This is a genomic window from Subsaxibacter sp. CAU 1640, from assembly GCF_023156585.1.
Taxonomy (GTDB): Bacteria; Bacteroidota; Bacteroidia; order Flavobacteriales; family Flavobacteriaceae; genus JBPOFM01.
Window position 1 is genome coordinate 73,601 of the sequence record NZ_JALNMI010000002.1, and the last position, 14,984, is coordinate 88,584.

15 protein-coding genes are annotated in these 14,984 nt (G+C 33.7%); 1 reads left to right on the forward strand and 14 read right to left on the reverse strand.

Annotated features, from left to right (window positions below):
* Positions 1-77: 77 nt before the first annotated feature.
* The 6 genes from M0G43_RS04865 to M0G43_RS04890 form a co-directional block, all read right to left on the reverse strand.
* Entirely contained in the window at positions 78-1,475 is a 1,398-nt protein-coding gene (locus M0G43_RS04865) for an asparagine synthetase B family protein (RefSeq protein WP_248023969.1), read from the reverse strand.
* Complete coding sequence (locus M0G43_RS04870; protein ID WP_262917157.1) at positions 1,472-2,479, reverse strand: glycosyltransferase family 2 protein; 1,008 nt, start codon at positions 2,477-2,479, stop codon at positions 1,472-1,474. Before M0G43_RS04870 ends, M0G43_RS04865 begins: the two co-directional genes overlap by 4 nt.
* Positions 2,480-2,514: 35 nt before the next feature.
* Positions 2,515-3,369 (reverse strand): glycosyltransferase family 2 protein, encoded by an 855-nt coding sequence (locus tag M0G43_RS04875; protein WP_248023974.1) that lies wholly within the window; start codon positions 3,367-3,369, stop codon positions 2,515-2,517.
* Positions 3,366-4,118, reverse strand: coding sequence for a sulfotransferase family 2 domain-containing protein (locus tag M0G43_RS04880; RefSeq protein WP_248023977.1), 753 nt, complete (start codon positions 4,116-4,118; stop codon positions 3,366-3,368). Before M0G43_RS04880 ends, M0G43_RS04875 begins: the two co-directional genes overlap by 4 nt.
* Positions 4,115-5,071, reverse strand: a complete 957-nt coding sequence (locus M0G43_RS04885) for a glycosyltransferase family 2 protein (RefSeq protein WP_248023979.1) — start codon at positions 5,069-5,071, stop codon at positions 4,115-4,117. The genes M0G43_RS04880 and M0G43_RS04885 overlap by 4 nt, the downstream gene beginning before the upstream one ends.
* Positions 5,072-5,201: 130 nt before the next feature.
* Positions 5,202-6,155 (reverse strand): glycosyltransferase family 2 protein, encoded by a 954-nt coding sequence (locus M0G43_RS04890; RefSeq protein ID WP_248023982.1) that lies wholly within the window; start codon positions 6,153-6,155, stop codon positions 5,202-5,204.
* Between the two features lie 56 nt (positions 6,156-6,211).
* Here M0G43_RS04890 and M0G43_RS04895 point away from each other — a divergent pair, with 56 nt between their 5' ends.
* Entirely contained in the window at positions 6,212-7,072 is an 861-nt protein-coding gene (locus M0G43_RS04895; protein ID WP_248023984.1) for a sulfotransferase domain-containing protein, read from the forward strand.
* Here M0G43_RS04895 and M0G43_RS04900 read toward each other — a convergent pair.
* The 8 genes from M0G43_RS04900 to M0G43_RS04935 form a co-directional block, all read right to left on the reverse strand.
* Positions 7,069-8,163: a glycosyltransferase family 4 protein gene (locus M0G43_RS04900; protein ID WP_248023985.1), complete on the reverse strand. Its 1,095-nt coding sequence runs from the start codon at positions 8,161-8,163 to the stop codon at positions 7,069-7,071. The two genes, M0G43_RS04895 and M0G43_RS04900, sit on opposite strands and share 4 nt — an antisense overlap.
* Positions 8,160-8,966 carry a class I SAM-dependent methyltransferase gene (locus tag M0G43_RS04905; protein ID WP_248023987.1) on the reverse strand — a complete coding sequence of 269 codons (807 nt, stop codon included), beginning with the start codon at positions 8,964-8,966 and terminating at the stop codon, positions 8,160-8,162. The genes M0G43_RS04900 and M0G43_RS04905 overlap by 4 nt, the downstream gene beginning before the upstream one ends.
* Complete coding sequence (locus tag M0G43_RS04910; protein ID WP_248023989.1) at positions 8,966-9,712, reverse strand: sulfotransferase domain-containing protein; 747 nt, start codon at positions 9,710-9,712, stop codon at positions 8,966-8,968. Before M0G43_RS04910 ends, M0G43_RS04905 begins: the two co-directional genes overlap by 1 nt.
* A gap of 5 nt (positions 9,713-9,717) precedes the next feature.
* Positions 9,718-11,010 carry an ABC transporter ATP-binding protein gene (locus M0G43_RS04915; protein WP_248023991.1) on the reverse strand — a complete coding sequence of 431 codons (1,293 nt, stop codon included), beginning with the start codon at positions 11,008-11,010 and terminating at the stop codon, positions 9,718-9,720.
* 71 nt (positions 11,011-11,081) lie between these two features.
* Positions 11,082-11,948, reverse strand: coding sequence for an ABC transporter permease (locus M0G43_RS04920; RefSeq protein WP_248023993.1), 867 nt, complete (start codon positions 11,946-11,948; stop codon positions 11,082-11,084).
* Between the two features lie 119 nt (positions 11,949-12,067).
* Entirely contained in the window at positions 12,068-13,045 is a 978-nt protein-coding gene (locus M0G43_RS04925; RefSeq protein ID WP_248024781.1) for an SDR family oxidoreductase, read from the reverse strand.
* Complete coding sequence (locus M0G43_RS04930; RefSeq protein WP_248023995.1) at positions 13,045-14,337, reverse strand: nucleotide sugar dehydrogenase; 1,293 nt, start codon at positions 14,335-14,337, stop codon at positions 13,045-13,047. Before M0G43_RS04930 ends, M0G43_RS04925 begins: the two co-directional genes overlap by 1 nt.
* Positions 14,334-14,927, reverse strand: a complete 594-nt coding sequence (locus tag M0G43_RS04935) for a sugar transferase (RefSeq protein WP_262917148.1) — start codon at positions 14,925-14,927, stop codon at positions 14,334-14,336. Before M0G43_RS04935 ends, M0G43_RS04930 begins: the two co-directional genes overlap by 4 nt.
* Positions 14,928-14,984: the final 57 nt, after the last annotated feature.

Consider the following 14,984-nt stretch of genomic DNA (forward strand, 5'->3'; position numbering starts at 1 on the left):
ATATTGATAAGCCAAAAATAATATTTTAAATGGTATTGACTTACCAATGGAACAAACATTTAAAGTGGCTGAAAAAATCACATGTTTAAAGATTCTTTTTTCTGCTGCCAAACAGAAAGTGTCAATAGCATACTTACTGCATGAGCGTAAGAAATTGGATTTTCTTCTTTAAATTTTTTATAAATTCCCATTACGGTTTGAGACCCAATAAATTCAAGAAACTCATCACGAAACAAATAGTCCTTTAATTTCTCATCGTTTAATGATCCTTTAAATTGAAGCTCCCAATTGCGTTGTATATACTGCTTACCTATGAATTTATGAAATTGTCGCACTATTTTACTTTGAATTTTGAATGGCAAATTTCGAGGAGGTCTGTTTTTATGATAATTAAACAAATTATAAGGCTTTTGATCTTGCCACATGATTTTTGCTACTTTTGGGTTGCGTAGTTTAATATATTCTATTTGGAGCTTTCTATCAGCTAAAAAAGTTTCAGGCACAGTACAAATAAACTGACACATTCTATCGTCATAATAAGGAAGGTGTATTGGGTGAATGCTCTCAAAGAAAGAAAGATTAACAGAAGTCCACCTCGGTGCCCAATACATGGATTTAAAAGCGCGTATCTTGGCGCTTTTATTTTCGATAGCAATATTGTCCAGCAGGTTTTGAATTCTCTGCTTTAGATAAGTTTCAAAATCGCCTTCAAGTTTCCAAGACACCCACAATAGCTTGGCCAACTCCAACCCACTACTTTTCACGATTTTCTTAAAAACCAAATCAACTTCTGATTTACTTTCGTCTGATGTGGATATACCTCTATCAAACAAGACATCTCCCCAATGTCCTAACGAAAATTCGCCTTGCATTTGTTTTAAAGCTGGCAGAACTGCCATTTGCCTTGGATGGGTAAACTCTGAATAGCATCCATTGATGTCTGCCATATCATCAATCTCGTCCCATAAATAACTGCGAGGTATAATCATCGGGGAAAATGGAAAACCAGTAGCGTCAGCAATGGCTTTACCTATACGATGCTCCTTGAATCCACCACTAAAACTGTAACTGTACGTTTCTACTTCTGCTCCTATATGTTTTAACCCCACAGCTTGACTTCTACTGTCCAAACCTCCTGATAAGGGTAAAATCATATGGCTGTTCTTAGATTGCTCTCTTATAATTGTCTCAAATAAATCCGTAAACTCATCCAGCGCGGTCTTAAAAGAGATAGACCTAGGTTCATGAAACCAATTAAAGTTTGGGGTTTCATTAATAATCACATTGTTTTCGTTTAACGAATAGGTATTTCCTGGCTGTAAAACCTTTTTATTGACATAAAAACTATCATCACCTAAAAAAAAGCCAGTCGTAACATAGATACACAGTGCTTTCTTATCTATTGTATTTGGACAATTCGGCAAGATAGAAAACTCTTGTCTCACAGGTATTATTGGTGAATGGACTGTTTTCAATTTATATTGCTATTAGTTGGCACCAATTGACAATCAGACAGAATTTTTTTAGGTATATCGATCTCGATAACAGCTTCTTCTCTTCTCTTTAGAACATTAAAAATTCTTGTTTTATAGAGCGCTTGAAGCTTTTGCTGATTAAAAAGCAGATTATCTTTAAAATATTCTTCAAGTTCTTTTTTTCCATAGGCCTGGTCATTCACCAGGCGAATCCACAATCTCTTTATTCTTTGTATATCATTTCCACTTAAATATGTAGAAGAGCGATCTTTAAAATTGTCAAACTTTTTAATGAAATCTTCACTATCATAAATGTGATAATGTAACACATGGCCTTTTTTTATAACTTTTGGTTTACTAAAATCTTTTTTAGTATAACGATGTACATTTTCAGGTATAAGATCACTAGCCACATTAAGAATTCCTTTACCCATAGTATGCCCAAACCAGAACAATCTATTAAAATAAGTGTCTGTATAAGGGTCGTAGAGTTTTATGTAGATTTGATCGAGTTTGGATTTAAAATTTTTACGTGTCTTAAAAAGTGTTTCCTCAGCCATCACAAAATCATAATGCATTTTTTGCGACACAACTTCAAGCGTAGAAAGATGCACTATATCAGCATTTTTTATTTTGGCATCCCCAAAAAAGTCATCAAATGGAATATGGTCGCGATTTGAAGTAATTAACAACTCATCGGCATCCAAAGAAACCAACCAATCAATTCCCTGCTCTTTGCATTTCCGCAATGCGTCAAAGGTATTTAAGCATTGTCTTGCCGTATGATGTTCGTTTGCATTGCCCCAAAATTTCTCCATAAAAGGGAAGCCACGATATTTTTCTGCTGAAACTGAATTCTGGATGTCTATATTTTGCAAATCATTTAGAGTATCAGCACTGTTATCTTCTGTTCCATCAAGATAGATAAAAACTTTGTAAATACCTATTCCCAAATGGTACAACACATTCTGCCGCAACAATCTTGCTTCATTTTTAATGGTCATGACTAATGCTACCTTCACGTGTCTTTACAAAAAATTTATCGGTAATATTTTAACCGTAAAATTAAGTATTTATAAGACAATTTTTGTCTTTTGGTCAATCTGCTGTTAATTCGATTAAAAAAGCGGGACACATAGGCTTTGTATAATCCATGGTCTATTTTCCCATCTTTTAGAGCTTGCAGTGCAAATGCTTGATGTTCCTTAAAGTATTGGAGCATATAATCCAATCCTTTGTTTGCTAGTTTTGAAATACTCCCATCATCTTTTCTAAAATATGCGGTGGTATGCCTGTTCAATGCAATGAATTTTTGAAAAAAGGCTTCAAAATAAAATACGCGATCTCCAATAATTCGAAAGTTATAAAATGTACGAACAGTTTTGATCAAACGACGGTCAAACACGGTGGAACTTACATTTAGTATTGGGCAAAAAAAGAAACTTTTCAAATCAAAAGTAGCCTTGTCCTTATCTCTAAAAATGGGATGCTCTGCAATACCATAAATCCGACCATTTCTAACTTTTATGGTCTGGGCAACAGCTATTGGCACTTCTTGCTCTCGCATGAAATTTAATTGTGACTCAAGAAAGTTTAAATCGCAATAATCGTCACTTTCAGCAATCCATACATAGGTACCTTTGGCCAACTGCAATCCTTTTTGCCACTGTATAAAAGGTGAACCCGAATTGACTTTGTTAACTATGAAATATGAAACTTTTGGATGATTTCGATAAATAGATAAAAGTTCAACACTATTGTCTGTAGAAGCATCATCTAAAATAATCACTTCAAAATCTTGATAGGTTTGATCAAAGATGCTGTTCAATCGTTCTTTTAAGTATCTAGAATGATTGTAATTTGGCAATATAATGGTGACTGTCAAATCGTTCATATCATCATTTTTGTAACACTCTTAAGATATTTCTTTATGGCATTTTTAATTCCAAAATGGTAAAATAAAAAAAAGAAATTCTTTAAATAACTATACCTAAAATGGTCTTTATATGAGTAAGGCAAATTTTTAATATCGTCGGCAAAAAATGTGTCCACCAAACTTTTCTTGTTACGATTATAGAATATTGAATAGTGTTTAAATTTTTTCAAAGACCTTTTCATTTGGTGGGAAAAAAAACCTTTTTCAAGACCTAATTCTTCCTCCAAATCAGGGAGTTCAGTCTTAAGGTTTTCAAATTTCAAAACTTTGTTATAGTGTAATTTCTGATTATGCAGAAACAAATAGTCCGATTGTTGGTTAAGATGGTCTCCTCTATAATATTTATCCTTTACTGTCAATCGTTTTTGAAAAACCCCTTCCCTATTTATAAACTGTTTGAAACTACCAAAACCTTTTACTTGCTTCAGCATCCATACATAATCAGAATAACTTCTATCCCAAGGGTCTCGAATAATAATAAAAGTGTAATAGTCGTCCCAAGTCTTTTCATCCAAATGCCCTAAATCAAAAAGCTGTTGAGGCGTAGCATGGTGTAAGAATAATTGATGCTTATCACACCACCCGTAAAGATTTTTATAATCAGCTTTATTAACCTTTTTTTTCAATAAGCCAAAAGCATTCTCAATACTTGTTCCAGCACATTTGGAAATATGGATAAAGATAAGTTTATGTTCATGATCGATCATTCCTTTACCTTATTATGTACAGTACTATTTTTTAGTTGCCTCTTAACTACGTCTAAAACCTTTAATCCCATTCTATTATTGAGTTTTAATCCAAATCTTATGATTGCTACAAAGATTGAAGAGTTCCATTTTTTCAGTTCAATCAAACTGTCCTCATATATAGTCATATCTGTTATTAGCATCGACTTAAACCTTTTCATATGACTCACCAATAACAAACTTATATATTTATTAATGATAAAATCACCTCTATAATCTGATTTATATAAAACATCTGAAATAAGACATATAGACTTGTTTTTTTCCATTAACGCGTGGGCATTCACATCAGCTGATAACTTATCATCCCCTGTAACATCATAATAGGTCAAATATTCTTGCAAACAAAATACAGAATTATGATCAATGGCTACTTTGATATCAAAAACATAGTCTTCCCAGTTACGGTGATTGGGAAACTGCTTATGCTTTATCAAATCAAACCGCCACAAACAAGCAGATGTAGCCCAAGCTTTAGATTTAAAAAGGATGTCCGGAAGTATGGCATTTCTAACTGATAACCTTTCTTTCTTCTTGACACCAATAGAAGCGCCATTCTGCATATTATAAGATAGAGAATAAGCCATCACAATATCTGGTTGATTTGCCAATGCATTAATTAGTTTTGACAAAAAGTCTTTATGCCAATAATCATCGCAATCTAAAAAAGCAATATAGATTCCTTTTGCAATCCTTAACCCTTCATTCCGTGCGGCTCCAGGTCCAGAATTTTTTGATAATCGAATGTAGTGAACAGCATCAGGTAATTCATTTGGCTCTATATCACTGCAATCATCTACAACAATAATTTCAAAATAATCATAGCTTTGATTATAAATAGATTGTAGACAACGTTGCAGCTTTTCAGGTCTATTAAAATAAGGTATGACAATAGAGACTAAAGGTCTGTCCATAAAGTATTATCGTTTACAACTTGATTTTTCCACTCTAAAAGATACTCTAAAAATAATGACTCTTTTCAATATAAATCTCATTGCTACAAGCTTTTCCAAAATACACAAAGAAGAAAACCCTCTGTACACACTACCGATAATTTTGTAATTCATTATAAAATCTGTGACCTTTATTGAATTTTGACAAATGCTTCAATAGTTTTAAGTAGAAATATTGCAATTGACCTCTATGGGCTTTTATATGGCTCGAGAATTTTTTGAAAAGTGTATTGTCTATTTGAAATCTTGATAAATACAGAGATTTTAATATTTCTTTTTCCAATGCCAGTAAAGTTGTGGCATCTTTATTCTGCTCCGCGATGTAAAAATAAGCATCAAGCAGAGACAGGCATCTAAATTTATGACTATTGATTGTAGAAATTTCTACTGAAGACCTAATGGATTTGTCATGCAATCGTCTTAATGTAACTGTTTCATCAATATAAATTCCTAAATAGTCAGAGCATAAAAATTTCAAAAAGAAATTGGTCTCTTGATTGGATTTTAGAGTTTCTGAAAACTTTACCCCTTCAATAACATGGCGTCTCACCATAAAGTCAGGAGTTAACCAATATACCTTTTGTTTAATGAAATTAAGTAGATTAAGTTCATTTTTTAGATTTCTCTGATATTTTTTGATTGCAATTTTATCTTCGTTATGAAAATTTAACGTTTTAGTGATGACAAAGTCTTTTTGAGATGCTTGCATAGCTTCCACCTTAACCTGTAAATAATTAGGTAACATTAAATCATCGCTATCAAACCATTGTATAAATTTGCCACTGCTGATCTCAAATCCATAATTTCTAGCTCCATTTCCACCGGAACCATAACCATTGGGCCTTATAGAGTACTTAAAGCGTGGATCTTTTTGAACATAAGATGCAACAACTGCTTTTGTGTTGTCAACACTTCCATCATCAATTATCAAACACTCCCAATTTTCGTAAGTTTGATCCCAAATACTATCTAACGTTTGCGGAAGAAGGTCAGCTCTGTTATATGTGGGAATGATAATGGAAACCAGTTGGTTTGTCAACTTCATTTATATTTGTTATGGATAGGCAAATTAAGTCAAAATAAAATAAATTTGAGACTCGATTGAACGATAAAAGCAAAATGGACATTAAATTGAATCAACAATACATCAAATACAATGTTTTTTTAATAGGTGCCATGAAATGTGGTACATCTACAATTTTTAAATACTTGCAGCAGAATCCACAAATATGCATGCCCATTATAAAAGAGCCAGAATACTTTTCAAAAACCTTGGGACATTCAAAATATAAGGATGGAGCTTACCTAGACCTTTTTACTATACAACCTCAACACAAATATACATTCGATGGTTCTACAGGCTACTCAAAATTCCCTTTAGAAAAAGGCGTTCCGAAAAGGATATTTGAAGCAAATCTAAACCCTAAATTTATATACATTGTACGCAACCCTTTTGACAGAATCGAGTCTCATTATAATTATATGCAGAAAGATTTAGGATGGAAAAACACAATGACTTCTGACCATTTGATAAACATTTCAAATTATCAATTGCAACTGAAGGAATACCTCAAGTTTTTTAAGAAAGCTGATATTCTTGTTTTGGATTTTGACGAACTGAGAAGCGACCCTGAAAAAACAATAACTAAAATCCACACTTTCTTGGAAAGTGACCATAGGTTTGAGTTAACTGAAAAAATTCAGAACAATAAAACCAAGCTAGTAAACAAAAACGAAATCAGGTTAAAAAAACAGTTGAATGGAAAACTCAAATGGATACCAAAACCTATTAAAGATTTTTTCAGGAACCGTCTATTTCTTAAAAGAAAAAAAACACTTACTAGTAAGCAAAAACTCAAAATAAAAAATGCTCTTCAAGAGGACCTATTGAAATTTGGAGCAGAATTTAATATAAATGTGGAGAAATGGGGTTTTTCATTAAACAACCATTCCAAAACTTAAATGCAAGATTTCAAAGTATTTTGTAGAGAATCGATATGGCGTTTCAAACTGAAGTTTGCCATGATATTGAGTTTTCCTTCATTGCCCATATCTTTTGCCAAATTTATGTCATCTGATAGTTTAATCATATGGTTTGCCATAGTCTCTACATCATGTTCCTTGCATAAAAGTCCTGTTTTATTGTGAATAATGACATCAGGAATACCTGCGTGATAAGTAGCGATTACTGGAAGCCCAGCATAACTTGCCTCTAGTATAGATAAGGGAGTTCCTTCCATATCTCCTGTATGAGAAGTAATTGAATGTTGAACGTACGCTAAAGATTCTGATAGAAGCTCTCGATACCTATCTTCAGAGATGACACCTAAAAAAACTACCTTTTCAGAAAGATCTAAATAACTTACAAGGTTTTTGCACGTCTCTAGTAATTCTCCATCCCCTGCCATAATTAATCGTGCATCAGAATGTATTTTCAAAACCTTTTCAAAAGCTAAAATTGTATAATAAGGTGCCTTCTTGTCTGTGAATCTTCCTACCGATAAAAACTGTTTTTTTAAATACTTTGGTTGGACTTCGATAAACTCTGGTCTAGGTCCATAAACGTTATAAACTAAATTCTCATTAGGGCAACCTATGTTTATTAAATTCTGCTTCATAGCTTTTGAAACAACAACAATTTTTTTTGCAAGTAAAAAAACCTGCTTATAATTATTGCATTTCTCTAAAACGTTGAAATTGCTAGCATCATAGCCATGAAAATGAACAACAAATGGCAACTGGCTTTGATGAAGTAAATTTATAAGACTATGGGCATGAGTCCCATATTCTACCAGAATGACATTTATTTTTTTCTCTTTTAAGGATTTTAAAATCAGTTTTTCGTTAAGAGTAATCTTTCCACTTTTAAAAAGTCTAAACCAAAATCGGTAATAATTTTTGGTACTCTTCGGCACGATGCTTTGCTCTCCTTCAATCTTTATATTGCCTCTTTTACCATAGTAGAAAACAGTGTTTTCCAAATATCGCTTATGAGCTCTAATAAAAGTTTCTGAATAAGGATTTTTATTAGGAGAAAAAATGGCAATGTTCATGGTCGAAACTTTTTAACCAAATTTTTAAAAGATTTTTTTGATGCTTTGATGTTTTTAGATTTATCGGTATCGTGATTCGCTATTTCTAAACACATACGTTCTTTCAACCTTTTTACACGCTTTTCTTTTGGTTCCACTTTAAGTAATTTCCTTTTAACCTTGGGCGCTTTAGTTTTATAACTTGGTTTTAGCTCTATTACTGCATAGAGGTAGTCATTAATGCCCCATATGTTTTTATATTCAAAAAAAACAATTTCTCCATCTATGTCATCTGCAAATTTCTGTATAACAGAAACATCAACATCTTCATCAACAGGTTGCAGCCCTTCTGGCTTATGTTGTCGTAAGTTTTCTTGGTGAAATTTAGAGGGGCAAGCCAATAATACTTTTGAATGTTGAGATAATACACCTTTCAATTTTACATGAAAGCTCTTCCTTTGATCTAAAGGTATATGTTCGTAAACGTCAATCATGCTCACAACATCATATGAACCTTCTGGCAAGCCTTCGATTAAATCATGAACAATAAAATTTAAATTCTTTAGGCCATGAAACATCTTGTTGGCCGCTTCAATTAAAACAGGGCTTAAGTCAACACCTGTAACCTTTACATTCGGATATTCTCGGGCAAACTCAAAAGAACTCCAACCTAATCCACATCCAATATCTAAAACATGCTTTGATTCGGAATCAATATAACTGCCCAGAAACTCAATGGCATTGACCAACCGTTTGTTGCCTTTGATAAAATCTTTAATCAGTTTATTGTCAAAATTATTATAAAATTCTATTGGGCTTTCCATTATATGTTTATTGCGTATTCTGGATAATAGGATACCAGAGACTTAATTTTTCCTATTTGCTCATCACTGAACTTGTAATCAATTTTATTCTCTTTATTATTGAATCTCAATTTATCCTTTTTTGAATAAGAGATTTCTAAAGAATCTTTGATTCTTTCTTTAGAATAATTCAATCCATAGAAATTCAGAATATTGTGAATAGTTTTATCATTATCTTTTCTAAAATCATCATAATTCACTTCAAGTACAGACAATTCACCCAAGCTAATCTCTTTTTTCCAAGCCGTAAGAAAATTAATATACCAAGGGGCAATAAGATCAATAATAAAATCAAATTGCCTTTCTATAGACCAACTCTCAAAACCATCAGCTATAGAGAACATAAACCACTTATTGTTTTCTTCTAATATATGACGATGCATTGATTTTAATGATGACAGCAAGTCTCTGTAAAGAAAAACAATTTTAATATTCTCTTTAAGAAATATTTTTTTGTTACTATCATTGGGCTTTATATGTAGTTGTGTTACCGTATTTTTATTAGAATTTTCGTAAAAAAAATGATGATCGATATTATGATCATTTGTCCCTCTTATTGGTTGAAATTGTACGAAATCAAAACCAGTTACATTGACCAACACATCTGATAAAAAAGTACTTCCAGATTTAGGCAGACAAGCTATTAAAACATGTTCATATTTTCTTTTCTCATTGTAGTCAATATATTTTTTGAAAAAATATTTCATAAGTTTTAATGGATGGTATTAGGCATTATAATAGATGGTCTAACCCTATTTAATTGACCTATCGAGTAAAAGTCACCTTGAAGAACTTCTAACTCAAAAGCCTTTTCTATTCGATCAATGTGATTTTGAGAGTCAGTAGTGTTCGAAGATAGAAGAAATGTCAATGTATAATGACCTCCACGTAATAATAACTTTTCAAAATCAATATAGATATATTTTCTTTGTAAAAGTTCATTAATATCTAAATCCATTTCATCAGAAACTGTTAAAGAAAGTACGATATCATTTCGATCTTTAAATGATACACCTAAAATTAATTTATCATTTACAGGTGACTTTATGTCATACGATAATCTTAATCTCAAAAATTCACCAGAAATTACTGAATCCACAATTTGATTTTTTGAATTCATAATTTCAACTTGACTTAATATAATATCACCAGTGCCAGATCGGTCTTTTCTATTTTTCAAAGAAACTATTTCCTTTTCTGAATTCTTTTTTAAATAAAAATCTACTGCATCATCTACACTTCCTTCATAAGCAGTACTACCATGCTCTAAAACAATGGCACGTGTACAAAGACTTTTAACGGCAGCCATATTATGACTTACAAAAAGAACCGTTCTTCCTTCACCTTTACTGATATCTTGCATTTTACCAATGGCTTTCTTTTGAAATTCAGCGTCACCTACTGCCAAAACCTCATCTACCACAAGAATATCTGGCTCTAAATGAGCTGCCACTGCAAAAGCCAATCGTACACGCATACCAGAAGAATAGCGTTTAACTGGCGTATCAATATAACGCTCACAGCCAGAAAATTCAATAATTTCCTTCTCTTTTGCTTTGATTTCAGCTTTAGTCATGCCCAGAATAGCACCATTCAGGTAAATATTCTCTCGTCCGGTAAGTTCAGGATGAAAACCTGTACCAACTTCTAATAAAGAAGCGATACGCCCTTTGGTTTTGATTTCGCCAGTAGTGGGGCAGGTTACCCTAGATAATATCTTTAATAAAGTTGATTTTCCTGCGCCATTTTTTCCAATGATACCTAAAACTTCACCTCGTTGTACCTCAAAATTAATATCCTGTAACGCCCATACATAATCACTATCTGCCTTGGTACTTCGGTCATTAACCGAACCTATTTTTAAATAAGGGTCTTCCTTACCTCGGACACGATGCCACCATCGATTCAAATCATGGCTCACGGTTCCTGTGCCTACCAATCCCAATCGGTATTGCTTACTGATATGTTCAGCTTTTAAAATGATATCTTTGTTTACTTCCAACATAATACAATCTTAACCTCTAGCCTAATGACCATTCTCCACTGCCTACTGCTACTGCCAACTGTCTATTTTATTTAAACGGTATCTATAAAAGATTTTTCGGTTTTGTTAAAGATAATAATCCCTACAAGAAATACTACTACACTGACAATTAGTGTATAAATGAAACCCGTCCAACTGAAACTACCTGAATTTAATAGCATATATCTAAAGCCCTCAATGATCTGTGTCAAAGGATTGTATTCTACAATGTTAGCCACAATCTCTGGAAACTTCTTTCGCGCTTCTGCCACAGGATAAGGTACTGCCGACATATACATAAGTAAACTGACACCAAAAGTAACGACTACAGTGAGATCACGATATTTTGTAGTCATGGAAGAAATAATCATACCTATTCCAAGACCAAGTAAAGCCATCATTACCAAATAAAAGGGAAACAATAATAAGTTGCTGTTGACACTAATGTCCTTTCCAATACTCAAATAATAGATATAAAATCCTATAAAAATCCCAAGTTGGATTATGAATTTCAGCAAATTGGAAATAGTGATAGACATGGGCATGATCACTCTAGGAAAGTAAACCTTCCCAAAAATGTTTTCATTTTTCTTGAAGGTATCACTGGTGCCAGTAAGGCATTCCTTAAAATAATTCCATGCCGTAATTCCAGCCAAATTAAATAGAAAAGAAGGTGCTGCACCTGTTTGAATATTTCCAAGATTGTTGAAAACGAGTGTGAAAATTACCGAAGTCATTAAGGGTTGGATCACATACCATAAAGGCCCCAAAACAGTTTGCTTATAAACAGTGGTAATATCCCGCTTTACGAAAAGCAGCAATAAATCACGATACCTCCATATCTCCTTAAAATTGAGATCAACAAGTTTGCTTTTGGAAGAAATGGTATATAACCACTGATCATCTTGCGTAGTATTCAAAACAACGTCTTTTTTGAAGTGGCTAATATACTAAATTCAAATACAATTGAAAGCGAACAATGAGGGAATAATAAAACCGATAAAAGCAACTTCAATCTGAAACAAGAGAATTACAGGACCTATGAAAAATATTCCCAAGTAATCTCCAAACCCTCCTTTACTGTATATTCAGGCCTGTACCCTAATAATGTTTCAGCCTTCGAGATATCAGCAAGAGAATCTCTAACGTCTCCCTGACGTTCTGGGCCATAGATGGGCTTAATAGATTTATTGGCCGCTTCACTCAAATAGTCCCATAATTGATTTACACTGATACGTTCTCCACAAGCTACATTAAAAACTTGATTACTTGCTTTTTCAGAAGCAAAAAAACCTCTCACATTGGCTTGTACAGCATTATCTACAAAAGTAAAATCGCGTGTCTGTTCGCCATCACCATTTATTCTTGGCGGCTCGTCATCTTTTAAAGCCTGCATAAATAGAGGAATAACCGCAGCATAAGCACCATTGGGACTCTGTTTGGGACCAAACACATTAAAGTATCGTAAACCAATTACGTCTGTGCCATAGGTTTTTCCAAATACATCAGCGTATAGTTCATTAACGTATTTAGTAACAGCATAAGGAGATAACGGTTTACCAATTTGATCCTCTACTTTTGGCAAAATTTTACTGTCTCCATAAGTTGAACTTGAAGCTGCATAAACCATGCGCTTCACGGTTGTTGAATCCTTTAGAGCTATTAACATATTCAGAAACCCTGATATATTGACGTCATTGGTGGTGGCTGGATCGTTAATAGAACGCGGTACAGATCCCAAAGCAGCTTGATGTGATACATAATCAATACCTTCCATAGCTTTCTTACAGGTATCTAAATCTCGGATATCGCCTTCCATAAGTTCGAAGGCAGGATTGACATGAAACTCTGCAAGGTTTTCACGATAGCCGTTTGAAAAATTATCGAGGACCCTAACTTTTTTAGCTTTATATGTAAGTAAATAATCAACCAAATTTGACCCAATGAATCCACCACCTCCAGTTACCAAAAAACTATAATTGGACAAATCTTCCGAATGATAACATTTTGAAAACATCATAAGCGTGCGTCAACTAATTCTTTTGGAAGTAAGGATTTCACGTCAAAAATCACACAAGTGTCTGACTTCAATTTTTTAAGATCCAGTCCTAAAAACTCATTATGAGACACAGCTAAAACGATGGCATCGTAATCAGATTTGAGTTCTTCTTCCGAATTCAATAAATTTAAACCATATTCGTGTTTGACCTCTTCTGAAGAAGCCCAAGGGTCATAGACATCGACATCCACATCGAATGTTTGAAATTCTTCAATGATGTCAATGACACGAGAGTTACGGATATCTGGGCAGTTTTCCTTAAAAGTGATGCCAAGTACCAAAGCTTTTGAATCCTTAATCCTAGCTCCTTTTTTAATCATCATTTTGACAGTCTCTTGGGCCACATAGCTTCCCATGCTGTCATTCATTTTTCTACCTGCTAAAATAATTTCTGGGTTATAGCCAGTTTCAATAGCTTTTTGTGCCAAATAATACGGGTCGACACCTATGCAGTGTCCGCCTACCAAACCTGGAGAAAAATTGATAAAATTCCATTTGGTACCTGCAGCTTCCAAGACGTCTTTAGTGTCAATATTCAACAATCGAAAGATTTTCGATAATTCATTCACAAATGCAATATTGATATCGCGTTGTGAGTTTTCAATGACTTTTGCTGCTTCAGCAACTTTGATGGAAGGCGCTTTATGAGTACCTGCCGTAATAATAGACTGATACAATTGATCTACCTCTTCGGCGATTTCTGGCGTAGAACCAGAAGTCACCTTTAAAATTTTGGTTACAGTATGTTTCTTATCACCGGGATTGATACGTTCTGGCGAATAACCAGCATAAAAATCAACGTTGAATACTAGACCTGACTCCTTCTCAAGAATGGGCACGCAAATATCTTCAGTCGCACCAGGGTAAACAGTGGATTCGTAAATGACTATATCACCATTAGAAAGTACTTTGCCGATAGTTTGGCTTGATTTGATTAATGGTGTAAAATCGGGTTTATTCAGCTCGTCTGTAGGGGTGGGAACAGTAATGATATAAATCTTCGAATCCAAAATGTCTTTGGCATCATTGGTTACCAATAGTCCCTTATCTGATATGGAATCCGAAATCAATACGGATTTCAGCATATCATTGTCAACTTCCAAGGTCTTATCCACTCCTTGTCTTAACTCATTGATCCGTTTTTGATTAATGTCAAACCCTACCACCTGATAATGCTTGGCAAATTCAACAGCTAGCGGTAGACCGACATATCCGAGGCCGACGACTGTAATCTTTTTTCTACTGTTCATTTTGAATTAACTATAGATTTTAAAATGTGCCTCAAATCTAAATAAAAACTCCAAGTCTGCACATAATTTTTGTTGATTTTGACCTTATCGGGCCAAATAATCGTTCTATTGTAAGTTTCAGGGTCATCTTGTAATGCCAGCAAAGCTTCTTCGTTTTTATATTTCAAGGTTGCAGGACCAGTGATTCCAGGTTTAACCTTTAAAATGATACTATCTTCTCCATCAAGAACATCAGCAAAGCCTGGAATATCAGGTCTTGGACCAACAAAACTCATATCTCCGCGAATGACATTGAACAACTGTGGTAGTTCATCGAGTTTGGTCCGTCTTAAAAATGAACCAAATTCAGTCGCGCTTTTTTCTAAATGTCCCAGTTGATGCACGTCGTTTTTCAAAGTCCTTATTTTGTATATTTTGAAGAATTTTGCATGTTGACCCACACGTAATTGAGAGAAAAGTCCCCATTGTCCAGTATCGATAGTCGCTATCAAAATCAATACAAAAATTGGAACAATCAGCATCGGCAATAAAATAAGGCTTAAAACCAAATCAAATAACCTCTTAAGAATGGATTGGGTTTTGGTAATCAAAGGATAAGATTAAACAATAAATTATAATTTCGATGGACAGATAAATAAAAACTTAAC